The organism is Acinetobacter ursingii DSM 16037 = CIP 107286, from assembly GCF_000368825.1.
GTDB lineage: Bacteria > Pseudomonadota > Gammaproteobacteria > Pseudomonadales > Moraxellaceae > Acinetobacter > Acinetobacter ursingii.
In genome coordinates, this window is the sequence record NZ_KB849717.1 from 845,506 (window position 1) to 868,624 (window position 23,119).

Annotated in this window: 19 protein-coding genes; 9 read left to right on the forward strand and 10 right to left on the reverse strand. The window is 40.8% G+C overall.

The genetic code is table 11. From position 1 onward, the window contains the following. Positions 1 to 91: 91 nt before the first annotated feature. The 3 genes from F944_RS11515 to F944_RS11525 form a co-directional block, all read right to left on the reverse strand. A complete protein-coding gene (locus tag F944_RS11515; RefSeq protein WP_004990728.1) occupies positions 92 to 604 on the reverse strand; it encodes an acyl-CoA thioesterase in 513 nt (170 codons plus the stop codon). Positions 605 to 964: 360 nt separating this feature from the next. After that, complete coding sequence (locus F944_RS11520; RefSeq protein WP_004990729.1) at positions 965 to 1,591, reverse strand: MarC family protein; 627 nt, start codon at positions 1,589 to 1,591, stop codon at positions 965 to 967. Positions 1,592 to 1,603: 12 nt separating this feature from the next. Then, the gene (locus tag F944_RS11525) at positions 1,604 to 3,664 is read right to left on the reverse strand and encodes a choline transporter (protein WP_004990733.1); all 2,061 of its coding nucleotides are present in this window, start codon (positions 3,662 to 3,664) and stop codon (positions 1,604 to 1,606) included. Positions 3,665 to 4,093: 429 nt separating this feature from the next. Here F944_RS11525 and betI point away from each other — a divergent pair, with 429 nt between their 5' ends. From betI to F944_RS11545, 4 genes are all read left to right on the forward strand, one after another. Continuing rightward, entirely contained in the window at positions 4,094 to 4,720 is a 627-nt protein-coding gene (gene betI, locus F944_RS11530; RefSeq protein WP_004990735.1) for a transcriptional regulator BetI, read from the forward strand. Further along, positions 4,713 to 6,185 (forward strand): betaine-aldehyde dehydrogenase, encoded by a 1,473-nt coding sequence (gene betB, locus F944_RS11535; RefSeq protein WP_004990737.1) that lies wholly within the window; start codon positions 4,713 to 4,715, stop codon positions 6,183 to 6,185. Before betI ends, betB begins: the two co-directional genes overlap by 8 nt. Positions 6,186 to 6,284: 99 nt before the next feature. Then, positions 6,285 to 7,940, forward strand: coding sequence for a choline dehydrogenase (gene betA / locus F944_RS11540; protein WP_004990739.1), 1,656 nt, complete (start codon positions 6,285 to 6,287; stop codon positions 7,938 to 7,940). A gap of 701 nt (positions 7,941 to 8,641) precedes the next feature. Next, entirely contained in the window at positions 8,642 to 9,133 is a 492-nt protein-coding gene (locus F944_RS11545) for a hypothetical protein (RefSeq protein WP_004990740.1), read from the forward strand. 47 nt (positions 9,134 to 9,180) lie between these two features. On the opposite strand, the gene F944_RS11550 is transcribed toward F944_RS11545, so the two are convergent. Next, entirely contained in the window at positions 9,181 to 10,320 is a 1,140-nt protein-coding gene (locus F944_RS11550) for an acetyltransferase domain-containing protein (protein ID WP_004990741.1), read from the reverse strand. A 75-nt stretch (positions 10,321 to 10,395) separates the two neighbouring features. Here F944_RS11550 and F944_RS11555 point away from each other — a divergent pair, with 75 nt between their 5' ends. Genes F944_RS11555 through F944_RS11575 form a run of 5 tightly spaced genes read left to right on the forward strand, consistent with a single transcriptional unit; the run spans position 10,396 to position 15,892 of the window. Next, on the forward strand, positions 10,396 to 12,498 hold the full coding sequence (locus tag F944_RS11555) for a TonB-dependent siderophore receptor (RefSeq protein ID WP_004990743.1): 2,103 nt from the start codon (positions 10,396 to 10,398) through the stop codon (positions 12,496 to 12,498). Further along, positions 12,467 to 13,582, forward strand: coding sequence for an ABC transporter substrate-binding protein (locus F944_RS11560; RefSeq protein WP_004990744.1), 1,116 nt, complete (start codon positions 12,467 to 12,469; stop codon positions 13,580 to 13,582). The genes F944_RS11555 and F944_RS11560 overlap by 32 nt, the downstream gene beginning before the upstream one ends. A 23-nt stretch (positions 13,583 to 13,605) precedes the next feature. Next, positions 13,606 to 14,643: a FecCD family ABC transporter permease gene (locus tag F944_RS11565; protein WP_051003650.1), complete on the forward strand. Its 1,038-nt coding sequence runs from the start codon at positions 13,606 to 13,608 to the stop codon at positions 14,641 to 14,643. After that, entirely contained in the window at positions 14,640 to 15,404 is a 765-nt protein-coding gene (locus F944_RS11570) for an ABC transporter ATP-binding protein (RefSeq protein WP_004990748.1), read from the forward strand. Before F944_RS11565 ends, F944_RS11570 begins: the two co-directional genes overlap by 4 nt. Beyond that, positions 15,395 to 15,892, forward strand: a complete 498-nt coding sequence (locus tag F944_RS11575; RefSeq protein WP_004990751.1) for a GNAT family N-acetyltransferase — start codon at positions 15,395 to 15,397, stop codon at positions 15,890 to 15,892. Before F944_RS11570 ends, F944_RS11575 begins: the two co-directional genes overlap by 10 nt. A gap of 87 nt (positions 15,893 to 15,979) precedes the next feature. Here the strand turns inward: F944_RS11575 and F944_RS11580 are convergent, their stop codons facing one another. From F944_RS11580 to F944_RS11605, 6 genes are all read right to left on the reverse strand, one after another. Next, positions 15,980 to 17,176 carry a hypothetical protein gene (locus F944_RS11580; RefSeq protein WP_004990754.1) on the reverse strand — a complete coding sequence of 399 codons (1,197 nt, stop codon included), beginning with the start codon at positions 17,174 to 17,176 and terminating at the stop codon, positions 15,980 to 15,982. A 251-nt stretch (positions 17,177 to 17,427) separates the two neighbouring features. Beyond that, the gene (locus tag F944_RS11585; protein WP_004990756.1) at positions 17,428 to 19,068 is read right to left on the reverse strand and encodes a thiamine pyrophosphate-binding protein; all 1,641 of its coding nucleotides are present in this window, start codon (positions 19,066 to 19,068) and stop codon (positions 17,428 to 17,430) included. Between the two features lie 75 nt (positions 19,069 to 19,143). Continuing rightward, positions 19,144 to 20,610: an aldehyde dehydrogenase gene (locus F944_RS11590; RefSeq protein WP_004990760.1), complete on the reverse strand. Its 1,467-nt coding sequence runs from the start codon at positions 20,608 to 20,610 to the stop codon at positions 19,144 to 19,146. A 14-nt stretch (positions 20,611 to 20,624) separates the two neighbouring features. Further along, entirely contained in the window at positions 20,625 to 21,416 is a 792-nt protein-coding gene (locus tag F944_RS11595) for an aspartate dehydrogenase (protein WP_004990762.1), read from the reverse strand. Positions 21,417 to 21,426: 10 nt separating this feature from the next. Continuing rightward, positions 21,427 to 22,221, reverse strand: coding sequence for an SDR family oxidoreductase (locus tag F944_RS11600; RefSeq protein WP_004990766.1), 795 nt, complete (start codon positions 22,219 to 22,221; stop codon positions 21,427 to 21,429). Between the two features lie 15 nt (positions 22,222 to 22,236). Beyond that, complete coding sequence (locus F944_RS11605; protein WP_004990769.1) at positions 22,237 to 23,061, reverse strand: alpha/beta fold hydrolase; 825 nt, start codon at positions 23,059 to 23,061, stop codon at positions 22,237 to 22,239. Positions 23,062 to 23,119: the final 58 nt, after the last annotated feature.

The following is a 23,119-nucleotide window of genomic DNA, read 5'->3' on the forward strand; positions in this document are numbered from 1 at the left end:
AAGCGAAAATTCAACGTCAAAAAAAGACCGCTTTTGCGGTCTTTTTTATTGTTCAAAACTTAGTTATTAAATTTTAACTGATTAGAAACAATCAGGTATTACGATACATACTGCAAGAAGGCTGGGTGTTTTGCTGCAAACGGTGAATCTTTCTTTGTTCTGCTGCTTCAAAACGACAGCGCTTCAAATCATTATCCAGTTTTAAGCAAGGGACTTGTTGAGGTTTACCGTTTTCGTCAACGGCTACCATAGTAAAGTAGCAACTGTTGGTATGACGAATCGTTCTTTTTCGAATGTCTTGTGCTTCAACACGAATCCCTATTTCCATTGAGGTTCGACCCACATGATTCACACACGCCATAAAAGTGACCAACTCGCCCACATAAATTGGCTCTTTGAACGTAACTTTATCTACTGATAGAGTCACCACGTAGCTGCCTGAATAACGACTTGCACAAGCATAAGCGACTTGGTCAAGTAGTTTTAAAATTGTTCCACCATGAACATTCCCTGAAAAATTTGCCATATCAGGAGTCATTAGCACTGACATTGCCAACTCGGCTTGCTCATCCGAAGCCTGAGTAATTTGATCTAATGGAGACATTTAACGGACTCTATGAAACAATAACATAAGCGTCTTATTATGATCCCTTTTTGCTAAGAAAAAAATGTCTAGATCGGCAAATCAACGGATTATTTAATATAACTGAAAATGAGTATTATTTATAACCGACTTCCTTTCATACGTTTCTTTTATTTCTCCCTACAGTCCCAAAATAAAGAGGGTTTAAATCATTATGAAACAAGTCTAATCATTAAAGTGACTTTAAAATCTTATAATCGATTGATCCATGATCAAAACTTTTTAATTCTAAACAAAGCCTAAATAGTGCTATTAATACCAACGCTGTTTTAAAATAAAACTCAGGTCAGTATGAAAATATAACAACCTGAGTTTTATATTTTAACCCGTAACAGGAATATCTCTGATCACTCCAACAATGCCTGTAATAATCATATCAATTGCAATGGTTCCAATGAGTAAGGCAGACAACCGCCCGACAATATCCACATAACGATCGATATATTTAGCATGTTTATAGCGTAAATGATCGTGCGCAAATTTCATCAGAATTAATAGACTACAGGTAATGGCAAGAGTGAATGCGATAATCAGTGCTGCTCCACCAATCGGTAAACCGATGCCAGTCACAACAGCCGCACTAATGGTTCCTGGCCCGATCATAAACGGCATAGCAATGGTGCCTGCCAAATGTTCAGGCGCGCCGCGCATCTCGCCGATAGTATCCGCACCCTGAAACACATAGCGATAGCCAATCACCAAAAAGATGAGTCCACCAAAAATCTGGAAAGCCTCAAAACGTACATTGAGATATTTACTAAAGATGGTTTCGCCTCCCCATGCAAATAGCATAAATACCACGAAAGCGATCACGCATCCTTGAATCAGTGCCCTGTTAAACACTTTGGCTTCCGAATTTCGGATCATGCCCACCATATAAATGCTCATCAAAAAGGGATTGAGCAAAGAAAAAAACAAGGCAAAGGAATGAATATACGGCTTTAACATTCAAGGGCTCTCCTAAGCTTTAGGATCTGGAAAAAGCGGACGATTACCGGGACTAATCCGATTAATATGTAAGAAAGTCATGTGTCGTTCATAACGATCCAGAATGTCATTAATGACCTGTTCTCTGGTATAACCTACAAGATCATTACCCTGTGAACCTTCATATAAATAAGTTTCCAAACGATAATAAAACTGTTTTCCGCGCTTGCCACGCTCACTAAAGTTTGGCGCGATATAGCGTACAGGCCAGATCTGGTAGATAAAGTTCTGCTCTTCTTCCAGATGAATGGTGATATCCAGATGATACAACTCTGCATCTTCTTCAAGTGGAACTTCGGTAACATCAACTTGAATAGCCCGTTTCTGCAACTCTTCAGTCACCGCCACAACGGCTGGACGACAGATTTCATTCAGCATTTTTTTGGTTTCAAATGTTCCTGGATGATGCATAACTCGGGACAAACGCTTTTTCCAATTTAAAATATCTACGTTTCCGACGACAGGGGCAGCATTTAAACTGGCACTGGCTTGCCGATAATCTTCAAGTCTTAAAGATTTATAAAGACCCGCCATCACCAAAAATATTACAAAACTAAACGGCAGTCCCATAATAATGGTGGCATTTTGTAGTGCGGTAATGCCGTTGGTCATCAGCATCGCTAAGGTGAGTAAACCGATTGCAACAGCCCAAAACACACTGAGCCAGCGCGGCGCATCATGATCAATATTGGTAAATTGCGTGGTAAAGTTACCCAATACTAGCGCACCCGAATCCGCGGATGTCACATAAAATAGTAAGCCTGTAATGGTTGCAACACCTGCAATAAACGGAAACCACGGATATTGAGCCAATAAATCATAAAAACCATGTGCTGGATTAGATAGTACCGTTTCAGCCAGTGCAATATTGCCGTCGAAAATAACGTTGTGTAATGCACTATTCCCAAAAATAGATAACCAAGTGAGAGTAAATAAAAGTGGAATAATTAAGGTTCCTGACACAAACTCACGGATGGTACGACCACGTGAAATACGTGCTAGGAATAGCCCTACAAATGGCGACCACGCCACCCACCATGCCCAGAAAAACAGCGTCCAGCTATTCATCCATTCTTTGGGTTGATTAAATGCAAAGCTTTCCAGCGCCAGACTTGGGAACCGGCTGAGATAATCCCCCACATTTTGAACAAGCGCATTGAGTAAAAATTCAGTATTGCCTAAAAACAAAATAAACAACATCAGCCCAATCGAGACATAAATATTGATCTCAGATAAAATTCTTAAGCCTTTATTGACACCAGACGTGACCGAAATAATGGTGATAATGACTGCCACTAAAATGAGCGCAGTTTGAATCCATAAATTTTCAGGTAAATCGAATAATACGTGTAAGCCATAATTCAGCTGAACCACACCAATACCACAAGTCGTTGCGATACCAAATATCGTTCCAATCACCGCAGCGGTATCCACACTATGACCAATCGGCCCATTAATTTTTTTACCAAAAATTGGATATAAGGCAGAACGAATGGTGAGTGGCAAGTTATAGCGATAACTGAAATAGCCCAGTGCCATCCCAATGAGGGCATACATACACCAGCCTGTTAAGCCATAATGAAAGAGTGTCCAGACCATACCTTGACGTGCAGCTTCATAGGTTTGCCCCTCTCCCACTGGCGGATGCATATAGTGCGATAATGGTTCAGCCACTGAGAAAAACATCAAATCGATACCAATGCCCGCAGAGAATAGCATGGCTGACCAGCTTAATAAGCTAAACTCAGGCTTGGAATGTTTTGGACCCAATTTAATATTGCCATAACGTGAGCAGGCGATAAAAATCACAAACACCATATATAAGGTGGCAGCCAGCAGATAGTACCAGCTAAAGGTTGAACTGACCCAACCTAAAACTGCGTTTAATGCATGATTGGCAAAGTCATTAAATAAAATCGTGGTCAGTGAAAATATTAAAATAATAAGGGCAGAAACATAAAAGACCACACGATTTAAACGATCTTTTGGATGAGTCTCTTGATCATCGACTGCTCTTGGATTATCTGTTGCCATACAATCCTCAAGTAAATTTTAGAAAATTAAAAAAAAGTTAAATGCTCAATATCAGTGAATAGACTTAATCCATTCAAGCTTAGACCACAGCAGGATGTAGGCTTGTAATAGATTCTTCAATTACGATATCGCCACCGATTGACTCCATGATTGGATATCTGCATTTACAAATCCAGATATTCTATGTATAGAAAATGCAAAGGATTTTTCCGAGATGCGCAATCGAACATCGCGTTAAAGCAACATCATCGACTGCCACATATTTAAAAATAACTCTTTGCCTCTTCCACACCTTGTTGCAACAATTTTACGATACAATCATAACGCTTATTGATTGAACGTTCAATCAATAAGCGTTATGATAAAAAAATGCGATCATGTTCTATAACCAACTGATTGAAGCAAAACCTTATATTTTTAAGGACATACATGAACAAACGCCAAGTTAAACCTGAGCATGTGCGCCGTGAAGAAATTATCAACGCCGCCTATGACGTGATTTATGAAGTGGGATTATCCAATACCACCATTGCTCAAATTGCAAAAAAAGCCCAACTTTCAGTGGGGATTGTGAGTCATTATTTTGGTGATAAACAGGGTTTAATTAATGCCTGTATGTTGGAAATGCTGAATGTATTACGAGGTAAAACCGCTCAATACAAAGCAGAACTCAGCGACTCTGACCCTCAGAACATGATTAAAGCAATTATTGATTCAAACTTTGACATTAGTCAGATCAATCAAAGAGCGATGCGCATCTGGCTAGATTTTTGGTCGGCCAGTATGCATATGCCCGAATTGGGACGATTACAACGCATTAATGATCAACGCTTGTATTCCAATCTGAAATTTCATTTTCTGAAATTACTTCCCGAGGATCAGGCCAGTATCGCGGCTCGTGGTCTTGCCGCTTTGATTGATGGTTTATGGTTACGTGGAAGTTTAAATGGCGATGCGGAATTTGATGCGACAATGGCACGTTCGATTGCTTATAACTATGTCGATACACAGCTCAAGCTGATGAAACACACAAGGCAGGAGAGACAAAATGAGTGATGTAAAACTTCATCGTTTATATATCCATGGACAATATGCAGATGCAAGCAGTGGCAAAACATTTGATAGCATCAACCCTGCAACAGGTAAAGTCATTGCCACCATTCAACAAGCCTCTCAAGCAGATATTGAAGCTGCGGTAAAAAGTGCAACTGAAGGTCAAAAAATCTGGGCAAGTAAAACTGCGATTGAACGCTCACGCATTCTGCGCCGTGCAGTCGATATTTTACGTGAACGTAATGATGAACTGGCTCATTTAGAAACACTGGATACTGGCAAGGCTTTTAGCGAAACCTCTACAGTGGATATTGTCACTGGTGCAGATGTACTTGAATATTATGCAGGACTGGTGACTGCAATTCAGGGCGAACAGGTTCCACTACGTGAAAGCAGTTTTTTTTATACTCGCCGTGAACCTTTAGGTGTGGTTGCTGGTATTGGCGCATGGAACTACCCCATCCAGATTGCACTTTGGAAATCTGCCCCTGCCCTTGCTGCGGGCAATGCCATGATTTTTAAACCGAGTGAAGTAACACCGCTCACGGCATTTAAACTTGCTGAAATTTATACAGAAGCTGGACTGCCTAATGGCGTGTTTAATGTAGTGCAAGGCGCTGGCGGTGAAATTGGGCAATGGCTGACTGAGCATCCTGTGATTGAAAAAATTTCGTTTACAGGTGGTGTAGAAACAGGCAAAAAAGTCATGGCGAGTGCTGCGGGTTCCACGCTAAAAGAAGTCACCATGGAGTTGGGTGGAAAATCACCACTCATCATCTGTGAAGATGCGAATCTTGATCGTGCTGCTGATATTGCTGTGATGGCTAACTTCTTTAGTTCAGGTCAAGTCTGTACCAATGGTACACGCGTCTTTATTCCACAATCGCTAAAGTCTGATTTTGAACAAGCAATAATTGAACGGGTTCAACGGATTCGCATCGGTGATCCAATAAATGCGGACACCAATTTTGGCCCGTTGACCAGTTTTCCACATATGGAAAAAGTCTTGTCTTATATTGAATCAGGCAAACAACAAGGGGCGACATTACTGATTGGCGGTGAACGTGCAACAACGGGTTCATTAGCACAAGGTGCGTATGTTTTACCCACTGTATTTGCAAACTGTACTGATGACATGAAGATTGTACAGGAAGAAATCTTTGGTCCCGTCATGAGCATTTTGGCTTATGACACGATTGAAGAAGCCATTCAACGCGCTAACAATACTAATTTTGGTTTGGCTGCGGGTGTCGTGACTCAAGATATTTCTCAGGCGCATCGCCTGATTCATCAGCTTGAAGCAGGCATTTGCTGGATCAACACATGGGGTGAATCCCCTGCCGAAATGCCTGTAGGCGGTTATAAACAGTCAGGCGTCGGTCGTGAAAACGGGATTTCAACGCTCAATCATTATACCCGCACCAAGTCGATTCAAGTTGAACTGGGTGATTATCAAAGCGTGTTTTAACCCATTTTATACTCTTTGTATTTTTCTTTTATTTTCCTCAAAACATCTGCTGTCAATGCTGCTCAGGCAGCTTGACGCCTACAATATTAAGGAATAGTAATGACAACTCAATCTTACGATTATATTATTATTGGAGCTGGTTCAGCAGGCAATGTACTGGCTGCACGTTTAACTGAAGATGCCCATGTTTCGGTCTTGCTTTTAGAGGCAGGAGGGCCTGACTATCGTCTGGACTTCCGTACTCAGATGCCCGCAGCATTGGCTTATCCATTACAAGGTCGCAGATACAACTGGGCGTATTTGACCGATCCTGAACCGTACATGAATAACCGCCGTATGGAATGTGGTCGGGGTAAAGGCTTAGGCGGGTCATCGCTGATCAATGGTATGTGCTATATCCGTGGTAATGCCATGGATCTTGAAGGTTGGTCAAAACTCAAAGGTCTGGAAAATTGGAGCTATGCCGACTGTCTGCCTTATTATAAAAAAGCAGAAACCCGCGATATTGGTGGCAATGATTATCATGGTGAAAATGGCCCTGTCAGTGTCGCAACGCCTAAACAGGATAATAACGTCTTATTTCATGCCATGGTCGAAGCAGGTGTACAGGCAGGTTATCCTCGAACCGATGATTTAAATGGTTATCAGCAAGAAGGTTTTGGTCCGATGGATCGCACTGTGACCAAAAATGGTCGCCGCTCCAGTACTGCGCGTGGTTATCTGGATCTGGCAAAAGATCGTCCGAATTTAACAATTGCGACCCATGCGACGACCAACAAAATTTTATTTAATGGCAAACAAGCGATTGGTGTTGAATATATTCAAGGTGCCCATCAACATGATTTAAAAAAAGTCTATGCCAATAAAGAAGTGCTGTTGTGTGCGGGCGCAATTGCCTCTCCACAAATCTTACAGCGCTCTGGTGTGGGACAAAGTACCTTTTTAAAATCGATGGATATTGAAGTCATCCATGATTTGCCGGGGGTGGGTGAAAACCTACAAGACCATCTGGAAATGTATTTGCAATATAAGTGTAAACAACCTGTATCGCTCTACCCTGCGCTCAAATGGTATAACCAACCTGCCATTGGCGCAGAATGGCTGTTTTTAGGTAAAGGCATTGGAGCAAGCAACCAGTTTGAGGCAGGTGGGTTTATCCGTTCTTCAGATGAGTTTGCATGGCCAAATATTCAATATCACTTTTTACCAGTTGCGATCAACTACAATGGCAGTAATGCCGTTAAAGAACATGGCTTTCAAGCCCATGTGGGCTCCATGCGTTCTCCATCACGTGGTCGTATCAAACTAAAATCCAAAGATCCATTTGAACATCCAAGTATTTTGTTTAACTACATGTCCACTGAACAGGACTGGCAGGAATTTCGTGCGGCGATCCGTATTACTCGTGAAATTATGCATCAGCCCGCGCTTGATCCATATCGCGGTGAAGAAATCAGTCCAGGCAAACAACTTTCGAGTGATGCTGAGCTGGATGACTTTGTACGCAATCATGCTGAAACCGCCTACCATCCATCATGTAGCTGCAAAATGGGTGAAGATGAGATGGCAGTGGTCGACCATCAGGGTCGAGTTCATGGTATGCAAGGCTTACGTGTAGTCGATGCCTCCATTATGCCATTAATCATTACGGGCAATTTGAATGCCACCACCATTATGATGGCGGAGAAAATTGCAGATCAAATTCGTGGGCATGCGCCATTACCACGTTCCGAAGCACCTTTTTATCGCGCCTAATTCATCCTGATCAATCATCGGACTAATTTACCCCCATGTTCGATGATTGAAATTTTGCATCATCTATCGTACACCTCGTACAATTTCAACGCGTCAATACCTCAGCTGATGTGCATTTTTATTATTTTTTAGACTAAACCTCAAGAAACTACACTTTTCAATTTTCACAATATTATGAATAAAATAAGGATTTTTCTGATATAATTTGTATTTATTGTAAAAATTTAATCATTTCAAATTAAAATTCGATTATTGATATTCATCTCATCTAGAATACGCCTCTATTGGAATGTAGCGGTTATCTAAAAAATTAATGTATTTTAAATAAATAGATTAATTTCCCTCCCTCTAAACTTTAGATGCCGTTACATTCCATTTTTATACCTTTCAAAAAAAGCTAAGCTATTACTCAAGCCTATTAAAGCGCATCATCTGTCCTATTAAAATTTTGTTGATAGTCGTATTAGAGCGTTCATTAGCGAAAGCATCCTGAATGTTAAATAGCTACTCATCCTTTCAAAGCGCAAACTGACCAGCAAATTTAAGACACTTTCTTCACAAATCGACAGTATGATCCCGATCTGAATAGCATTTATGGCTAAAAATCAAACATGCTTTATACATAATTTACATGCGTAAAATAGAACGATTATTTTGAAAAGAATATGCTAAACACATGTCATAAAACGTAGAGGAATAAAATGAATATGGCGAGAATAAACAGCATTTCGCATAAGTTTTATTCTGTAATCTATCTGTTAATCATCACCATTATCGGGGTCGTTTGTGCTTTAAACGCAACTTACGATGTCATGATTGGAGGCACTCCGTTTTATTTTTTTGCTATTGTGGTGCTTGCACTTCAGAGTATTTTTGCACTGCGTGAATCTGAAAGAAGTCGTAATCTAGCTGGTTTAGGCTTGATTCTATTGGTCATCGGGCTGATTTATAGTTATGGATTTATGTTTTTAACCCATCTTAAAGCAATTGCATTATTGCCATCAGTTTGTTTGACATTGTTCGGCATTCCTTCTATTGCCCAACATCCGCAAAAACTTCATTTACTCAAAGCCATACTGTTATGCTCACTAATTGCTTTGGCAGCGGTTCAATATTATGAACTTAGCTTGCTCAAAGGCTATTATGATTCACTTCCTTATAACGGTAGCTGGCAACATTATGGTGCCTTATGACAGGTCATTTTCCGTCCTGTCATAACATACCTCATTGTATTGATCGACTAAAAATATTTAAGCCATGTAATATGCTTATTCGCATGCTTATAGCTTGAAAATGCCTTAACCGCTGGATAAAGCAGACAGATCAAAAATAATGTGATGATCCATAATTGAGCTACCCCAGAAACTGAAAAATAGCCTGATTCATTTGCTCCCCACCATAGTTCAGAGATCACATATAGCAGTTTGAGCACATATAAATGTAGTAGATAAAAAAACATTGGTACTGAACCAAACACCACCAGCACTTTCAAAAAAGGCGTTTGAATCCATCGCTCAAAGGCAATCAGAACGATCAATCCAATCCCGACATTCCACAAAATGAACAATAAAGAAGGTGGATATTTGGTCAAGTTAAAAAAGCTCATTAGACTCAATGTCAATGAATCATAACTTTGCCAAGCTTCATCCCCATAGACATTTAGCAAACGAAGCAATACAATGCTCAACATCGCAATCAAGATCAAATAATAATCACGTTGCTGCGCATTAAATTTGGGCTGAAAAAACTGCCCTAAACAGTACCCAAATAAAATCACACCCACCCACGGTAATACGGGGTATGACGTTCTGACTCGCAACCCTTCAAATTCAATCCAGCCCCGCTCGTGCAGAATCAACCAGAGAGGTTCAAGTATTGGAATATCTTTAAAGCTTATTTGATCTAGCAAATTATGACCAAAAATGATCAACAACCCGACACTGAGTAAAATCTTTTTAGGTTGCCCGATACACATTGACAAGATCACCATACTCAGACCAATTGCCCAGATCACTTGTAAATAAATCACCTCTGGAGGAAAAGTAGCTGTCCATGCAAAATTAACCAAGGTGAATTCCAGCAAAATTAAAAACAAACCACGTTTCAATAAAAAATGACGGGTTTGTTCAATGCTCTGAGTTTTCATCTGAAATAAAAAAGCCGACATTCCCGTAAGCAAAACGAATACAGGTGCACATAAATGTGCCAAAAACCTGCTCCAAAAAAGTGCAGGCTCTGTTTCAGTGACATTTATTGGATCACTGACCTGTTTATCTAAATAAAATGTTTCACGAACATGATCCAGTAACATGATCATAATCACTAAACCGCGTAATGCATCGATAGATTGGAGACGTGGAATATTTTTTGCTTGTGGCATAAACGTTATAGCTTCAATTTTTGAAATGTTATATTATTTCAAAAGTTGTTTTTTGTCATGTTTATCGAGGGGTTTATGCAGCATAAATATCGTCTGCTGTCGTCATTTATTGGCTTTTCTTTTCTTTCTGGTCTCAGTTGGGCCGATTCTCCAAATAATGTTCTTTCTACCATCACCCTACAGGCTGATCAAAATCAGGAAAATGAAAAAACCACCTCTGCCGCAAGTAAATTTTCACATGATGTTTTAGATATTCCTTTTAGTCGTAGCTATCTTTCACAGGACATTTTAAAACAACAAGATAGTCAACGTATTGAAGATGCAATTCATCTGGTCAGTGGTGTCTTTGCACAAAATAATTATGGCGGTGGCTTTTGGGATAATTACTCTTTTCGTGGTTTTGCAACGGATCCTAATCTTGGCGCAGCCAGTATCCGAAATGGCTTAAGCGTAAATCGTGGACTCAGTGCGCCACGCGATATGCTCAATATTGAATCTCTGGACTTCTTAAAAGGCCCCGCCGCCGCGCTATACGGTCGTGGTGAAATGGGCGGTCTACTCAATATCACCACAAAAAAGCCACAATGGCAGCCGCAAGGACAACTCAACTTACGTGCCAATACCGAACAACAATATCGTGGTAGTTTTGAATATACTGCGCCACTGAATGATCAACTTGCTTATCGTTTGGCCATTGCCCATGAAGACAATCAAAGCTTTCGTGATGAGGTGAATAGTGAACGCTGGTTTTTTTCACCACAGTTAAGTTGGAAAATCTCTGATCAGACTCAACTGGATTTTGACAGCGAAATCACTCAGCAAAAAGGCACTTTTGATCGCGGGATCAGTGCCTATCAAGGTCAGATTCTGATGAATCCCAAAACCTTTACAGGTGAACCAGACGATGGCGATATGAAATTGAATGATCAGTTTTATCAACTGCGTTTGGCGCATGAATTAAATGATGAATGGAAACTCAATAGTGCCGTCAGTTATAAACAAGGATTGATGAAAGGCTTTTCCACTGAACCTAAATCTTTTGAACCAGATGGTGAAACTTTAAATCGTCAACGTCGTTACCGTGATTATTTCACCAAAGATCTCCTCGCACAGGCTGAGCTTTTAGGTAAGTTGAATACAGACTGGGCGCGTCATGAGATCCTGATCAGTACTGAAGCAGGTCAATTGACTTCTGACCAATATCAGCTACGTTGTGATTATAAATATTCAGGCGCAAGATACTGTGTCAATCAGATCAATGTCTATCATCCTCAATATGGCGTGTATTTACCCAATATGGGGCTGCAAACCAATACCCGTGAACAACAGGACTATTTTGCTTTAAATCTTCAGGATCAAATGTTCTTCGATGATCAATGGAGTCTTTTAGTTGGTACACGTTTCGACCAAGTCAAACAGTCTTTAGATAATTACAAAGCCAATACTTCTACCGATAAAACCTTTCATCAGGCCTCGCCTCGTGCGGGTATAAATTATAAATGGAATGAGCAGTTGTCGTTCTATACGAATTATGGACACTCTTTCGCCATGAACAGTGGTACAGATGCCAATGGACAAGTGTTTGCACCTGAAAAAGGTGAAAGTTATGAAATCGGAAGTAAATATCAGTTTAATGACACATCCTTATTGAGTCTGGCATTATTTCACATGAAAAAACGAAATGTGCTCACCACCAATCCAAGCGATGCAAATTATCAGTATGCCGCAGGTGAAGCATTAAGTCGGGGCATTGAGGTAGATCTGCAAAGTCAACTCACAGATCAACTGCATTTAATGGCAAACTATGCTTATACCGATGCACAGATTCATAAAGATACAACCATTGCCAAAGGAACTCCGCTCAATAATATTCCTCGCCATAGTGGTAATCTGGCATTAGATTATGTGCTTTTACAACAGGCTATAAAAAAAGCAGGTGTTGGGGCAAATGTACAGTATGTTGGGAAACGTAATGGGACACAAAGCACAGGCTTTGAATTACCCGATTACACCTTGGTCAATTTAAATGCGTATTATGAACCGAATAGCCAGTTACGTTATCAATTCAATATTAACAACGTGTTTGATAAAACCTACTATGTTGAAAGTTATAGTGATCTGTGGATCCAGCCAGGTGATCCGTTAAATGCGTCACTCTCGGTACAATGGACGTTCTGATTTGATTTTGTCACATTTTTCATTCCCAAAAGTTGTCATGTTCAGCATTTGTGTACTTTTGGGAATCACATTGACAGCCTGTCAGCCCCGAGACATTACAGAGCAAAAACCACAATTAGAGACTCAATCAGTTCAAACCACACCATCACATTCTCGTCTTAGTGTTGTTGATTCTTCGGGTTATCGTGTTACGTTGGAGCATCCTGCCCAACGTGTGGTGTGTTTATTTGAGTCGAGTTGTGATGGTTTATATATGCTCAATCAGGGCAATAAAATTGTCGGAATTCCTGCGGAAATTTATCAACAGCCAATGTTATATCACGCATATTCTGTTTTAGACCGACGCATTCAGGCCAAACAGATTCAGAGCCCCTCTCAAGGCAATAATGCGACCAATATCGAAAGTCTATTAATGCTACAACCTGATTTAGTCATTATGGGTGGAGGAGAAAAACAGACCATTGCCCTTCTGCGCAAGTTAGGCATTGCAGTTTATATTATGGAATCTTCGACTTATGCTCAGGTCAAAGAAGAATTATCAAACATTGCGATTTTAACCGATGCAACAGTCCGTGCAAAAACGATACTGCAATATTCAGATCAAAAAATAACGGAGATTCAGCGTAATACTGCAAAACAACCCCATCAGCAAACTATTTATTATGCATGGTCGGGCGGTCGTATTTTTTCGACATCAGGAACTCAATCGATTACCAATGATTTTATCGAATTGGCTGGTGCGAAAAATATTGTGTCGACGAAAACCAATCAACCCAACGTCAACCCAGAAACCTTGATTGAATGGAATCCTGATAATATCGTGCTTTGGAATACCGATCCGCAGTTGATTTATCAACGCCCTGAATTACAAACGCTGAAGTCTGTTCAACGGCGTAGAGTTTTTAATTTAAGCCCTGCTTTTATCTATAATCCTCATACCATCAAAATCGTGTTGACTGCACTTTATTTACATCACCACATTTATACTGACGTGCAATCATCTGACAACATGAAAGAAACCCAATATCAAGTACTGAGTATGTTGTATGGTTCAAAAGCAGCACAAGCCCTGAATGCCCCATGAAATTGATCACTCCCATGAAGATGATGCGTCTTGAATCCATCACCCAATTAAATCCTGTCATTCGATATACTGGCTTTATTGTTTTACCTGTGCTTTGTCTGTTTTGTTCCTTATTAATTGGGCCTAGTCATATTTTAGGTTATCAGGATTATCTGCTCTGGTTCTGGCAAAGTTTGTTTGGTGGAAGCTATATTGCTCCTGAACAATATGCTCTGATGCAGAATATTCTTTGGAATGTGCGCCTACCCAGAATTTTACTCACCTTTATGGTCGGTGCCGCACTGGCGACCGCAGGCAATGGTTTACAGGCTTTATTTCGAAATCCACTGGTGGATTCTTATGTACTCGGTATTTCTTCTGGAGCAGCATTTGGTGCGGCACTGGCGTTGTCTTTTAACTTAAATTCACCTAATTTATTGGCGTTTATTTTTGGTATTGCTGCGGTACTTCTGACTTATTTATTTGCCTATCAAAAACAGGAACAACAAACCTCTTTGGTCATGATTATTTTGGCAGGCATGATTGTTTCAGGGCTGTTTTTGGCAGGATTAACCATCATTCAATATATTAGTGATCCATTTAAATTACAGGCCATTGTGCAATGGACGATGGGTAATTTGCATCAAGCCAATTGGAATAAAGTACAATATGCAGTATTGCCTATTTGTATCGGACTTCTGGGCTTATTTTTAATGCGTTGGCGACTCAATTTGCTCGCACTCGGTACAGAAGAAGCCCAAGCGGTGGGCATCGATCCAAAATGGGAACAAATCTTGCTGATTGGATTGGTCACCTTATGCACCTCTGCTTCTGTGGCTGCCGCAGGGATTATTAGTTTATATGGTTTATTTATGCCCCACATTGTGAGAATACTAGTCGGGCCTGATCATCGTGCAACCATTCCCTGTAATATGATATTGGGCGGCTGTTTTTTATTATTGATTGATAATTTCTCACGTGTTTTATTGAGCTTTGAAATCCCAATTGGAATTTTTACCATGCTGCTTGGCGCACCTTTCTTTTTGCTGCTCATGAAAAGCCAACGGATGAACTGGTCATGATCCATATTCATCAGCTTAACTTTGCTTATGGGCAAAAACAGGTGCTTAAAAATATCGATCTCTCATTTGCTGAACATCAGTTTTCAGTGATCTTGGGGCGTAATGGCTGTGGTAAATCGACCTTGTTTAGACTCATGGCAGGTCTGGAACCTTTACAATGTGGCAGTATTTTATATAAAAGCAAACGTTTAGATCAGTATAAAGGCAAACGTCGTGCCGAACTTTTAGGCTTTTTACCACAATTTCACAAAACCGTTTTTCCCTTTAAAGTCAAAGATGTCGTTTTGACAGGCCGTGCTGCGTTTAGTCATTTTTACCCCACCAAACAGGATGAATATCTGGTCGATCAGGCATTGGAAGAGCTAGATATCGGCCATTTAAAACATCAGGCGTATACTGAGCTTTCGGGCGGTGAACGACAATTGGTGATGATCGCTCGAATATTAGTACAAGCACCCAAAGTGATTTTACTGGATGAGCCAACGAATCATCTCGATGTCTATTATCAGTCTTATTTGATGAAAAAATTACGTCAACTTTCTCGTCAAAACTATACCGTGATTGCCATCATGCATGATCCTAATCTGGCATTTTTATTTGCAGACGAACTGTTTTTTATGCGTCAACATGAAATTATTCGACCTGAATCTCGGCAACGCCTGACGGATCCTGTCTTTTTAAAAAGTGTCTATGATGTTGAATTTCATGAGGCCATGATTCAGGACAAAACCATTGTAGTGCCAGACTATTCATGGCTTTAGACATCGAACTTTTACAACCAGCAGATGTGCCTCAAGCCACTCAATTTGCGATTTATACACGCCAACTTCTTTTTCCAGAAGTTTATCAATCTGAACTGCCTCATGATCTGACTCATTTCAGCCAAACTTATCTTGAACACCCGCAAGGCGCTTGCTTCGTGGTCAAAGATAAGCACACAATTATTGGCATGGTGGCTTATCGAGCTTATAACCATCGTTTTAATTTGGACTTACCGTTGAAAGTTGTCGAGGTGGTTAAACTATTTATACAGCCCGAATATCGCCGACAAGGTTTAGCATCGCAACTTTGCCATGCTTTATTTGAATATGCGCAACGACAAAATATTCGACATTTTTATTTGCATACTCACCCCTTTTTACCTGCGGCTGAATATTTCTGGCAAAAACAGGAATTTCAGGTCATTCATCGTGAATGGTTGGCGCATTACGATACGGTTCATATGTTAAAAACCAGTCAATCAATTTAATGTTGTATGATGAATTTGAGATCATCCAGTATTTAAAAAGCCATAAAACCGCTCTTGGATTTTATGGCGACAAACGAAATAAAAGAATTAAAAACTAAAGCCAAAGTTTAAATTAACCCGATACAGCCATTTATCACTATTCAAGGAAGTTGCTGTGGTATAACCCGTACTATTGGTCGAACCTCCAATAATATTGGCATTTTTTCCCCAAGTATAATCTGCCCAGACCATAAACGGAGATGCAATAAACATCATGCCTGTGGTATTCATCTGTGACGCTGACCAATCTGTATGTGTTTTATCCAGATAACTAAAGTCGTTATAGAATTTAATCGCTTTAAGTTTCCACATATCCTTGATTGGCAAGGTATAAGAGACATTGAGACTCGAAACAGTCCCTTCAGAAGCAATTAAATAAGAAGGTGTTAAACCATTGGTTCCCATTAAAGTCATACGATCGTCAACACCTTCTGGATTTTTGGCATCGTATTGATAGTGAATGATGGAGCCCTGAATGTTCCAGCGATTAAGATTGCTATTGGCATGAAGACCTAAAGCATAATATTTTCCATCATCATCTGTGATTTTATTATGCAGTTGTGAAATAGCCCCTGATAATCCAACTTCTTGCTTGCCTAGCGTCGTATCAAACTTTTTAACCACACGGGCATTGACCTGATTTTGTTTTTCATTTTGATAGCCTTTCTGATTTGGAAAAGTATTTTTCAGATCATCATAAGAGCCGCTTTCTGGGGAATAACGCATATTGGTTTCAAGCATGCTTGGATAATAACCCAGTTTAATATCCCAATTTTTGTCATCATAATTCCAGTTCAAGCCAGGGGCAATGTTGTTGCCATAGCCTAAAAAGAACGGCAAATGATATGTCCAGCCATTTTGCGGATAAGGATAAATAGTAAATGGTTTGTAGACGAAACCTGCCTCCAAACTATTGTGAGGATTGAGCTTATATCCTACATAGGCTTTTTCTATAGAGGTAAATTCTTGATCCTGCAATAAAAAACTTGAATTTAAATAAAAATCATCATACGTTCCCTTAAGATCAAGTCGTAGGACATCAAAGTCCAACTTGCCCATTCCACGATTGAAACTTTGTGGCCAGCTTTCATAGCGATCCTGCACGCGAATCACCCCACCCACTTTAAATGAAGCTGTACCATCTTCATTTTTCCACTCCAGTGGTGATGCCTCTGCCCAAGAGCCAGTCGAAACACCTACGCAGAAAATTGAAACACTTATTGTTGAAACTACACTTTTTTTCATCATCGCTTCCCAATATTTAGCCACGAGCTGATAGTGAAAAATAACAACTCATGTTTTATATATAAAACTTTGTTTATTTTGATTTTTACCTAAAAAAATTTGGTGATCCTATTTGAAGCGAGAGCAATCCTTAGCTCATGGCATATTATTCATCACCATTTTTAGTTGTTTACTTAGGTGCCTTAGCACCTAAGTAACGCCAGATCACAATAATGCTGCTATAAGGTTTTGAAATTCAATATCTCTTAAACTTAATAGAGTTTTTTCTGTGGTGGACCCGCAAAGTTTAACGGACCAATAGAATGCATATCGAGTTCGATGACCGCAGGGCCGTTAAAATCGATGGCTTCTTGGATCGCGACTTTAAACTCATCTGCACTGCCCACTTTCCAGCTTTTAACGCCCATCGACTCCCCCAGTTTTTGATAATCTGGGGTATGTAACTCATTAAAATACTGGCGACCACCAAAGTAGTTATTTTGAATACCGCGCATTACACCATAACCACCGTCGTTCATGATCATGAGTACCATATCGGTATTTTCCTGCGCCATCGTTGCGATTTCACCGATACCTAGCATCAAACCACCATCACCGACCAGACCGACTACTTTTTTGTCTGGATTAGCGATACTTGAACCAATCGCATGCGCTAAACCTAAACCGATTGCCCCTGCCAATGAGTGAATATTTCGATTTGGTGCTTGTACAGGAAATAAGCGGCTGCCCCATGTACTTCCCGACATCGTAATATCGCGGACAAAAATACCATCTTCAGGTAAAGCCGCACGTAAGTGATCACAAATCAATGCGTATTGATCAAGCTGTTTACGTAGTGCATCGACCGCAGCATTTTTAGCATCAACAATGGCTTGATCATAGTCAGCATCAACTTTCGAAACACCATTAAGTTGAATCAAACTACGCGACAAAATATCTTTAGCATCCGAACAAATGAAATGACGAATTTTGTAATTACGTTGTTGTGCGACAGGATTGGCATCAATCTGAACGATATTTTCGGGGAACTGAACCGAATAAGTTTTGGTTTCGTTACTGCGTAGACGAGAACCCACCACGACTAATAAGTCAGCATTTTTTAATAGTTCTTCGACTTTAGCCGAGTTATGAAATGCACCTAAGCTACGTGGGTGTGCATCGGGTAAAATACCGCGACCATGGGTGGAGGACACCACAGGAATACCCAAATCTGCAATCGCCTTGATTTCATCCACACTATTTAATGCACCGCCACCAATCCAAAATACTGGACGTTTAGCTTGCTTGATTTGATCAACCAATAACTGAACCTGAGTTTCATCTACCACAGGCAGTTGCATCGCTTTCACTGGACTTAAATCCAACGGTAAATCAATTTCTGCTGCTTGCACATCGATTGGTAATTCAACACTGACAGGTCCCATTGGGACAGTTGTAGCGACACGAATCGCTTCACGAATGACCCCAATCGCGTTATCTGGACTGGTAATGCGAAATGCAGCTTTGCTCGAAGCACGTAAGAAAGTGAGCTGATCTTTGGTTTCATGAATAAAACTGGCATCACGATCCAAATATTCCCGTTCCACTTGACCTGTTAAATGCAACACAGGACTGGCTGCATTCATGGCTTCAATCAAGGAACCCACGGCATTGCCTGCACCTGCACCCGTACTGGTTAAAGCAACACCCAAACCTTTAAATCGCGCATGTGCATCGGCCATAGTGACTGCACCCGCTTCACCTCGCGCCGCCACAAAGCGGATTTTTTCACGGCGACCCACAGCATCAGCAATCGGCAAGTTATGAATGGAGATCACGCCATAAATGCTATTTACATCATGTTCTTCTAATAAGCGAGCAATTGCTTCACCCACATTGACACGTTCAGTCATGAAAATCTTCCTCTAAATTCTGTTTAATATCCATTGAAATGGTTAAATCGTTTAAAACATCTTGGGCTTTAATGATCAGTCACACCATGCATTTGGCTGGTCACTTAATCCCATATAAATGCTTTTTTGCTGCATATAAGACAAAATTCCCAAACGTCCTTTTTCACGTCCAATACCACTATCTTTAAAACCACCGAATGGCGCTGAAATTGAAAATTTCTTGTAGGTATTAATCCATACTGTACCCACTTCAAGCGCACGAGAAATCCGCCACGCCTTACGATAACTTTCAGTCCAAATACCTGCCGCCAAACCAAAACAACTGTCATTGGCTTGCTGAATTAAATCTTGCTCATTGTCATATTTCATGACCACTAACACAGGGCCAAAAATTTCTTCTTGGCATACTTTTGCCTGATTTTTCAATCCAGTAATAATGGTCGGCAAATAAAAACTACCTTTGGCAAATTCACCTGTTGTCAATGCTTCGCCACCTGTCAAAACTTCACCACCTTCTTGCTTGGCGAGTTGTACATAACGATCGACAGACTGTAAATGCGCCTGATTGATCAGAGACCCCATATGCACATCTTTTTGTTCAGGATGCCCAACCCGTAAGCCTTTGGTAATTTCCACCAGACGTGTGAGGAACTGATCGTAAATACTGCTATGAATAAACAAACGAGAACCTGCAATACACGCTTGTCCCGCAGAACTAAAAATGCCGTATGCAATCCCTTTTGCAGCAAGCTCTATATCCGCATCTGGGAGCACAATCGTTGGCGACTTACCACCTAACTCTAAAGATGTGGTAATCAGTTTATCTGCTGCAATGTGTGCCAAATGGCGTCCTGTTGTGGTTCCACCTGTAAAAGAGATCTTTCGAACTAATGGATGCTTCACAATGGCATCACCGACGACCGAACCTTTCCCCACTAAGACGCTCAATAGGCCTTTAGGTAAACCCGCTTCTTCAAAAATCTTTGCTAATTCCAGTGCGATCAGTGAAGTGGCTTCAGCAGGTTTTAAAATCACCGCATTTCCACCTGCCAAAGCAGGAGCCAGTTTTTGTACTTCACTGGCAATGGGTGAATTCCATGGAGTAATCGCAGCCACGACACCGACAGGTTCATGCACACTGAAGGTCATAAAATCTGGCGCACGTTGAGTGGTCAATTCATCATTGAGAGTTTCACAGGCAGCCGCCACATAACGGGCTGTCGCAGCTGCGCTTAAGACTAAACCACGGGTTTCTGCCAAAGGCTTACCATTATCACGGGTTTGTAATTGAGATAACTCATTCACTCGTGCTTCAATAATATCCGCGACTTTATATAAAATTTTGGCACGTTCATGGGGCATACGATTACGCCATTCAGGTGCGCGCCAAGCCTGATCTGCTTTGGCAATCGCTTCTTCAATATCTTCAGGACTTGCTGTAGAAATTTCGGCATTTACTGAATTGTCTGCTGGAAATGTACTTTGAATCACATGACCGCGACCCAAACGCCATTCACCCGCAATATAAAGTTCCTTAACCATGATAGTAATCCTTGTTAAATCTGAATGGCTTCAACACTATTGCGACAAGCACGAATCACGCTAAGTGCTGCCAATGTTGATGTTTTAGGGTTAGATGCAAGCGGAACACCGACCATTTCAATCGTCATTTGCCCAAAACGGCCTTCGGCAACAATGATATGTTTGTTCTGGGTCGTTTCTGGATCTACAGTTAGTTCTACGATGGTGTTATCCATGCCTACACCCGCCAGCGCGATAGTTGCAGCTACATTGGCATTGGCAGGAAAATTCAATGCAGCTTCACGTGCTGTCCCACGATAAAATACGGTGGCTTTTTGTACTTGATCCAAATCAATCAATTGCTCGGCATAACTACCACGCCAACTGTTGGGGCTTTTACAACCTTTATAAGTGACTTTTTCAAGTCCACCTTCTTTTGCAGCGGCAATACCATCTATGCCTGCAATTGCACCTGCCAATAGGTGTAAGTGCGCGCCATTTTGTTCCGCCGTTTGCTGAAGTTCGGTAAAAATTTCGCTATCTGCCAAAGTACCCACAGAGATCAAACCAATGGTCCAACCATTTTCCAGTACTTTTTTGGCATGTTCTTTTACTGCGGCCTGACCCGCCACTTCAATCACATAATCTGGTGTGCCATCACATTGATTGACATCAGAAATCACCTGAATGTTTGAATTTACTTTTTGCTTGACGTTTTCAACACTACGTTCAGGTACCACAATCCATTTCAATTCAAGATCATGTGGCAAATGTGCATATACTTCCGAGGCCATTGCGCCAAAACCAATCATCATCAATTGTTTCATTGCATTCACCTTATAAATGTTTGTTAAAACCACCAGACACATCAATGGTCGAGCCTGTGGTATAAGAAGCAAGCGGTGAGGCTAAAAACACTAATGCACGAGCTGGTTCTTCGGGTTTGCCTAAACGCGCCATTGGAATGCCACGTTTTTTTGCGATATTGGCTGTCCAGTCTTGCCATGATTGATTTGGATCTGAACGTGTTTCATAGCGGCGTTTCCACTGTGCCGATTCGACCATGCCTAATAAAATTGAATTAACACGAACGTTGTATTGAATAAATTCATGTGCCAGTGAATGAGTCAGATTCAGCAAAGCCGCACGTGCCGATGAAGTCGCGATCATGTGCGGTTCAGGTTGCAAAGCCAGTAATGAATTGACATTGGTTACAGAGCCAATTGCTGAGTTTTTTAAATCAACCAAAAAGGCACGAATGGGATGTAAGACACTAAAATATTTCAGTTCAATTTCTTTCATCCAGTCTTCATCTTGCGTATTTTCAAAAGTAGAAACTCGTCCTTGACCTGCGTTGTTAATCAACATATCGACATTGCCCAAATGCTGTTTCACTGTATGAGCAAAGTTTTTGACATCTTCTTTATCCAATACGTTGCAAACCTGTGTAAAAACATGGGCATGTGGATATTTTTCTAAAATATAAAGCTTTGATTCTACAAGACGCTGTTCATCTCTCCCGCACCACGCCACTTTCGCGCCTTCTGCGACTAAAATCTCAACCGCAGCCAATCCGATGCCAGAAGAGCCACCTGTGACAACCGCTACTTTTCCTTCTACTTGGAAGCTCATATATTCTCTCTCGTTTCAATGCTGCTGTGCAGACACAATAATGTCGTTAAAAATTGTAGGTTGATCGACATAGCTCAAATGTCCTGCTTCACCAATTTCAATATAGTTTTGGCACTGGATTTCCTTTGCCAAAGCTGCAATGGCTTGCGGCGGTGTAATACTGTCGTTCAGTCCTGAAACCATCACGCATGGCACCGCCAAATCTGTTAAATAATTACGAATTTCATCGTGAGCCAACAAATAAGAAGCTTGGGTAAAACCTCCCAAATTCAGGTTTTGCATGACCTGTCCAATCAGTTCAAGCGTTTGAGGTTTCTTCAAATAAGTTAAATGTGGTCCACGACTTTGCGCTAAACCCTGATTTCCAAGTTCTGCCAGCATTTTTGGTCTTTTGTTATAAACTTCGGCTTGTTGTTCAACGGGATAACGCTGATAACCCTGTGCGACATTGGCAAGAATGAGTGTTTCGACATCATCTGGATAACGTCGCGCAAAAGCACTTGCTTGTAATGCACCCAGTGAATGTCCAACCACAATCGCCTTTTTAATCTTTAAATGTTCAAATAAGCCTGCCAAACGCTGTGCATAATCTTCAGCATTCGGCTGCAAAGTGGTTAAAGCATCGGACGAACCATAACCGGGTGCGTCCCATGCAATAATATGAAAATGATGACTTAAATCTTGCAGTTGTTTAACCCACGACCCTGATCCAGAGCTAATGCCATGTAATAACACCAGATAATGCTCTCCAGTGCCTGCTTCACGATAGCTTTGCTTGTGTCCATCGATCTCGACAGATTTCACTGGAAATTGTTGTAGAGTTTCAACAAGTGTCATCATCATTTTCCTTTAAGGCCACAATCAGAGTTCAAACCTCTTTTTGCAACTCAGATTCAAT

Excerpts from the sequence above, each read along its gene's own strand:
- F944_RS11570 (WP_004990748.1), top strand. The coding sequence starts at position 14,640 with ATGATCCATATTCATCAGCTTAACTTTGCTTATGGGCAAAAACAGGTG.
- betB (WP_004990737.1), top strand. The coding sequence starts at position 4,713 with ATGAGTGATGTAAAACTTCATCGTTTATATATCCATGGACAATATGCA.
- F944_RS11580 (WP_004990754.1), bottom strand. The coding sequence starts at position 17,176 with ATGAAAAAAAGTGTAGTTTCAACAATAAGTGTTTCAATTTTCTGCGTA.
- F944_RS11585 (WP_004990756.1), bottom strand. The coding sequence starts at position 19,068 with ATGACTGAACGTGTCAATGTGGGTGAAGCAATTGCTCGCTTATTAGAA.
- F944_RS11550 (WP_004990741.1), bottom strand. The coding sequence starts at position 10,320 with ATGCCACAAGCAAAAAATATTCCACGTCTCCAATCTATCGATGCATTA.
- F944_RS11565 (WP_051003650.1), top strand. The coding sequence starts at position 13,606 with ATGCGTCTTGAATCCATCACCCAATTAAATCCTGTCATTCGATATACT.
- F944_RS11560 (WP_004990744.1), top strand. The coding sequence starts at position 12,467 with ATGCGTCACTCTCGGTACAATGGACGTTCTGATTTGATTTTGTCACAT.
- F944_RS11605 (WP_004990769.1), bottom strand. The coding sequence starts at position 23,061 with ATGATGACACTTGTTGAAACTCTACAACAATTTCCAGTGAAATCTGTC.
- F944_RS11525 (WP_004990733.1), bottom strand. The coding sequence starts at position 3,664 with ATGGCAACAGATAATCCAAGAGCAGTCGATGATCAAGAGACTCATCCA.
- betA (WP_004990739.1), top strand. The coding sequence starts at position 6,285 with ATGACAACTCAATCTTACGATTATATTATTATTGGAGCTGGTTCAGCA.
- F944_RS11575 (WP_004990751.1), top strand. The coding sequence starts at position 15,395 with ATGGCTTTAGACATCGAACTTTTACAACCAGCAGATGTGCCTCAAGCC.
- F944_RS11595 (WP_004990762.1), bottom strand. The coding sequence starts at position 21,416 with ATGAAACAATTGATGATGATTGGTTTTGGCGCAATGGCCTCGGAAGTA.
- betI (WP_004990735.1), top strand. The coding sequence starts at position 4,094 with ATGAACAAACGCCAAGTTAAACCTGAGCATGTGCGCCGTGAAGAAATT.
- F944_RS11520 (WP_004990729.1), bottom strand. The coding sequence starts at position 1,591 with ATGTTAAAGCCGTATATTCATTCCTTTGCCTTGTTTTTTTCTTTGCTC.
- F944_RS11590 (WP_004990760.1), bottom strand. The coding sequence starts at position 20,610 with ATGGTTAAGGAACTTTATATTGCGGGTGAATGGCGTTTGGGTCGCGGT.
- F944_RS11545 (WP_004990740.1), top strand. The coding sequence starts at position 8,642 with ATGAATATGGCGAGAATAAACAGCATTTCGCATAAGTTTTATTCTGTA.
- F944_RS11555 (WP_004990743.1), top strand. The coding sequence starts at position 10,396 with ATGCAGCATAAATATCGTCTGCTGTCGTCATTTATTGGCTTTTCTTTT.
- F944_RS11515 (WP_004990728.1), bottom strand. The coding sequence starts at position 604 with ATGTCTCCATTAGATCAAATTACTCAGGCTTCGGATGAGCAAGCCGAG.
- F944_RS11600 (WP_004990766.1), bottom strand. The coding sequence starts at position 22,221 with ATGAGCTTCCAAGTAGAAGGAAAAGTAGCGGTTGTCACAGGTGGCTCT.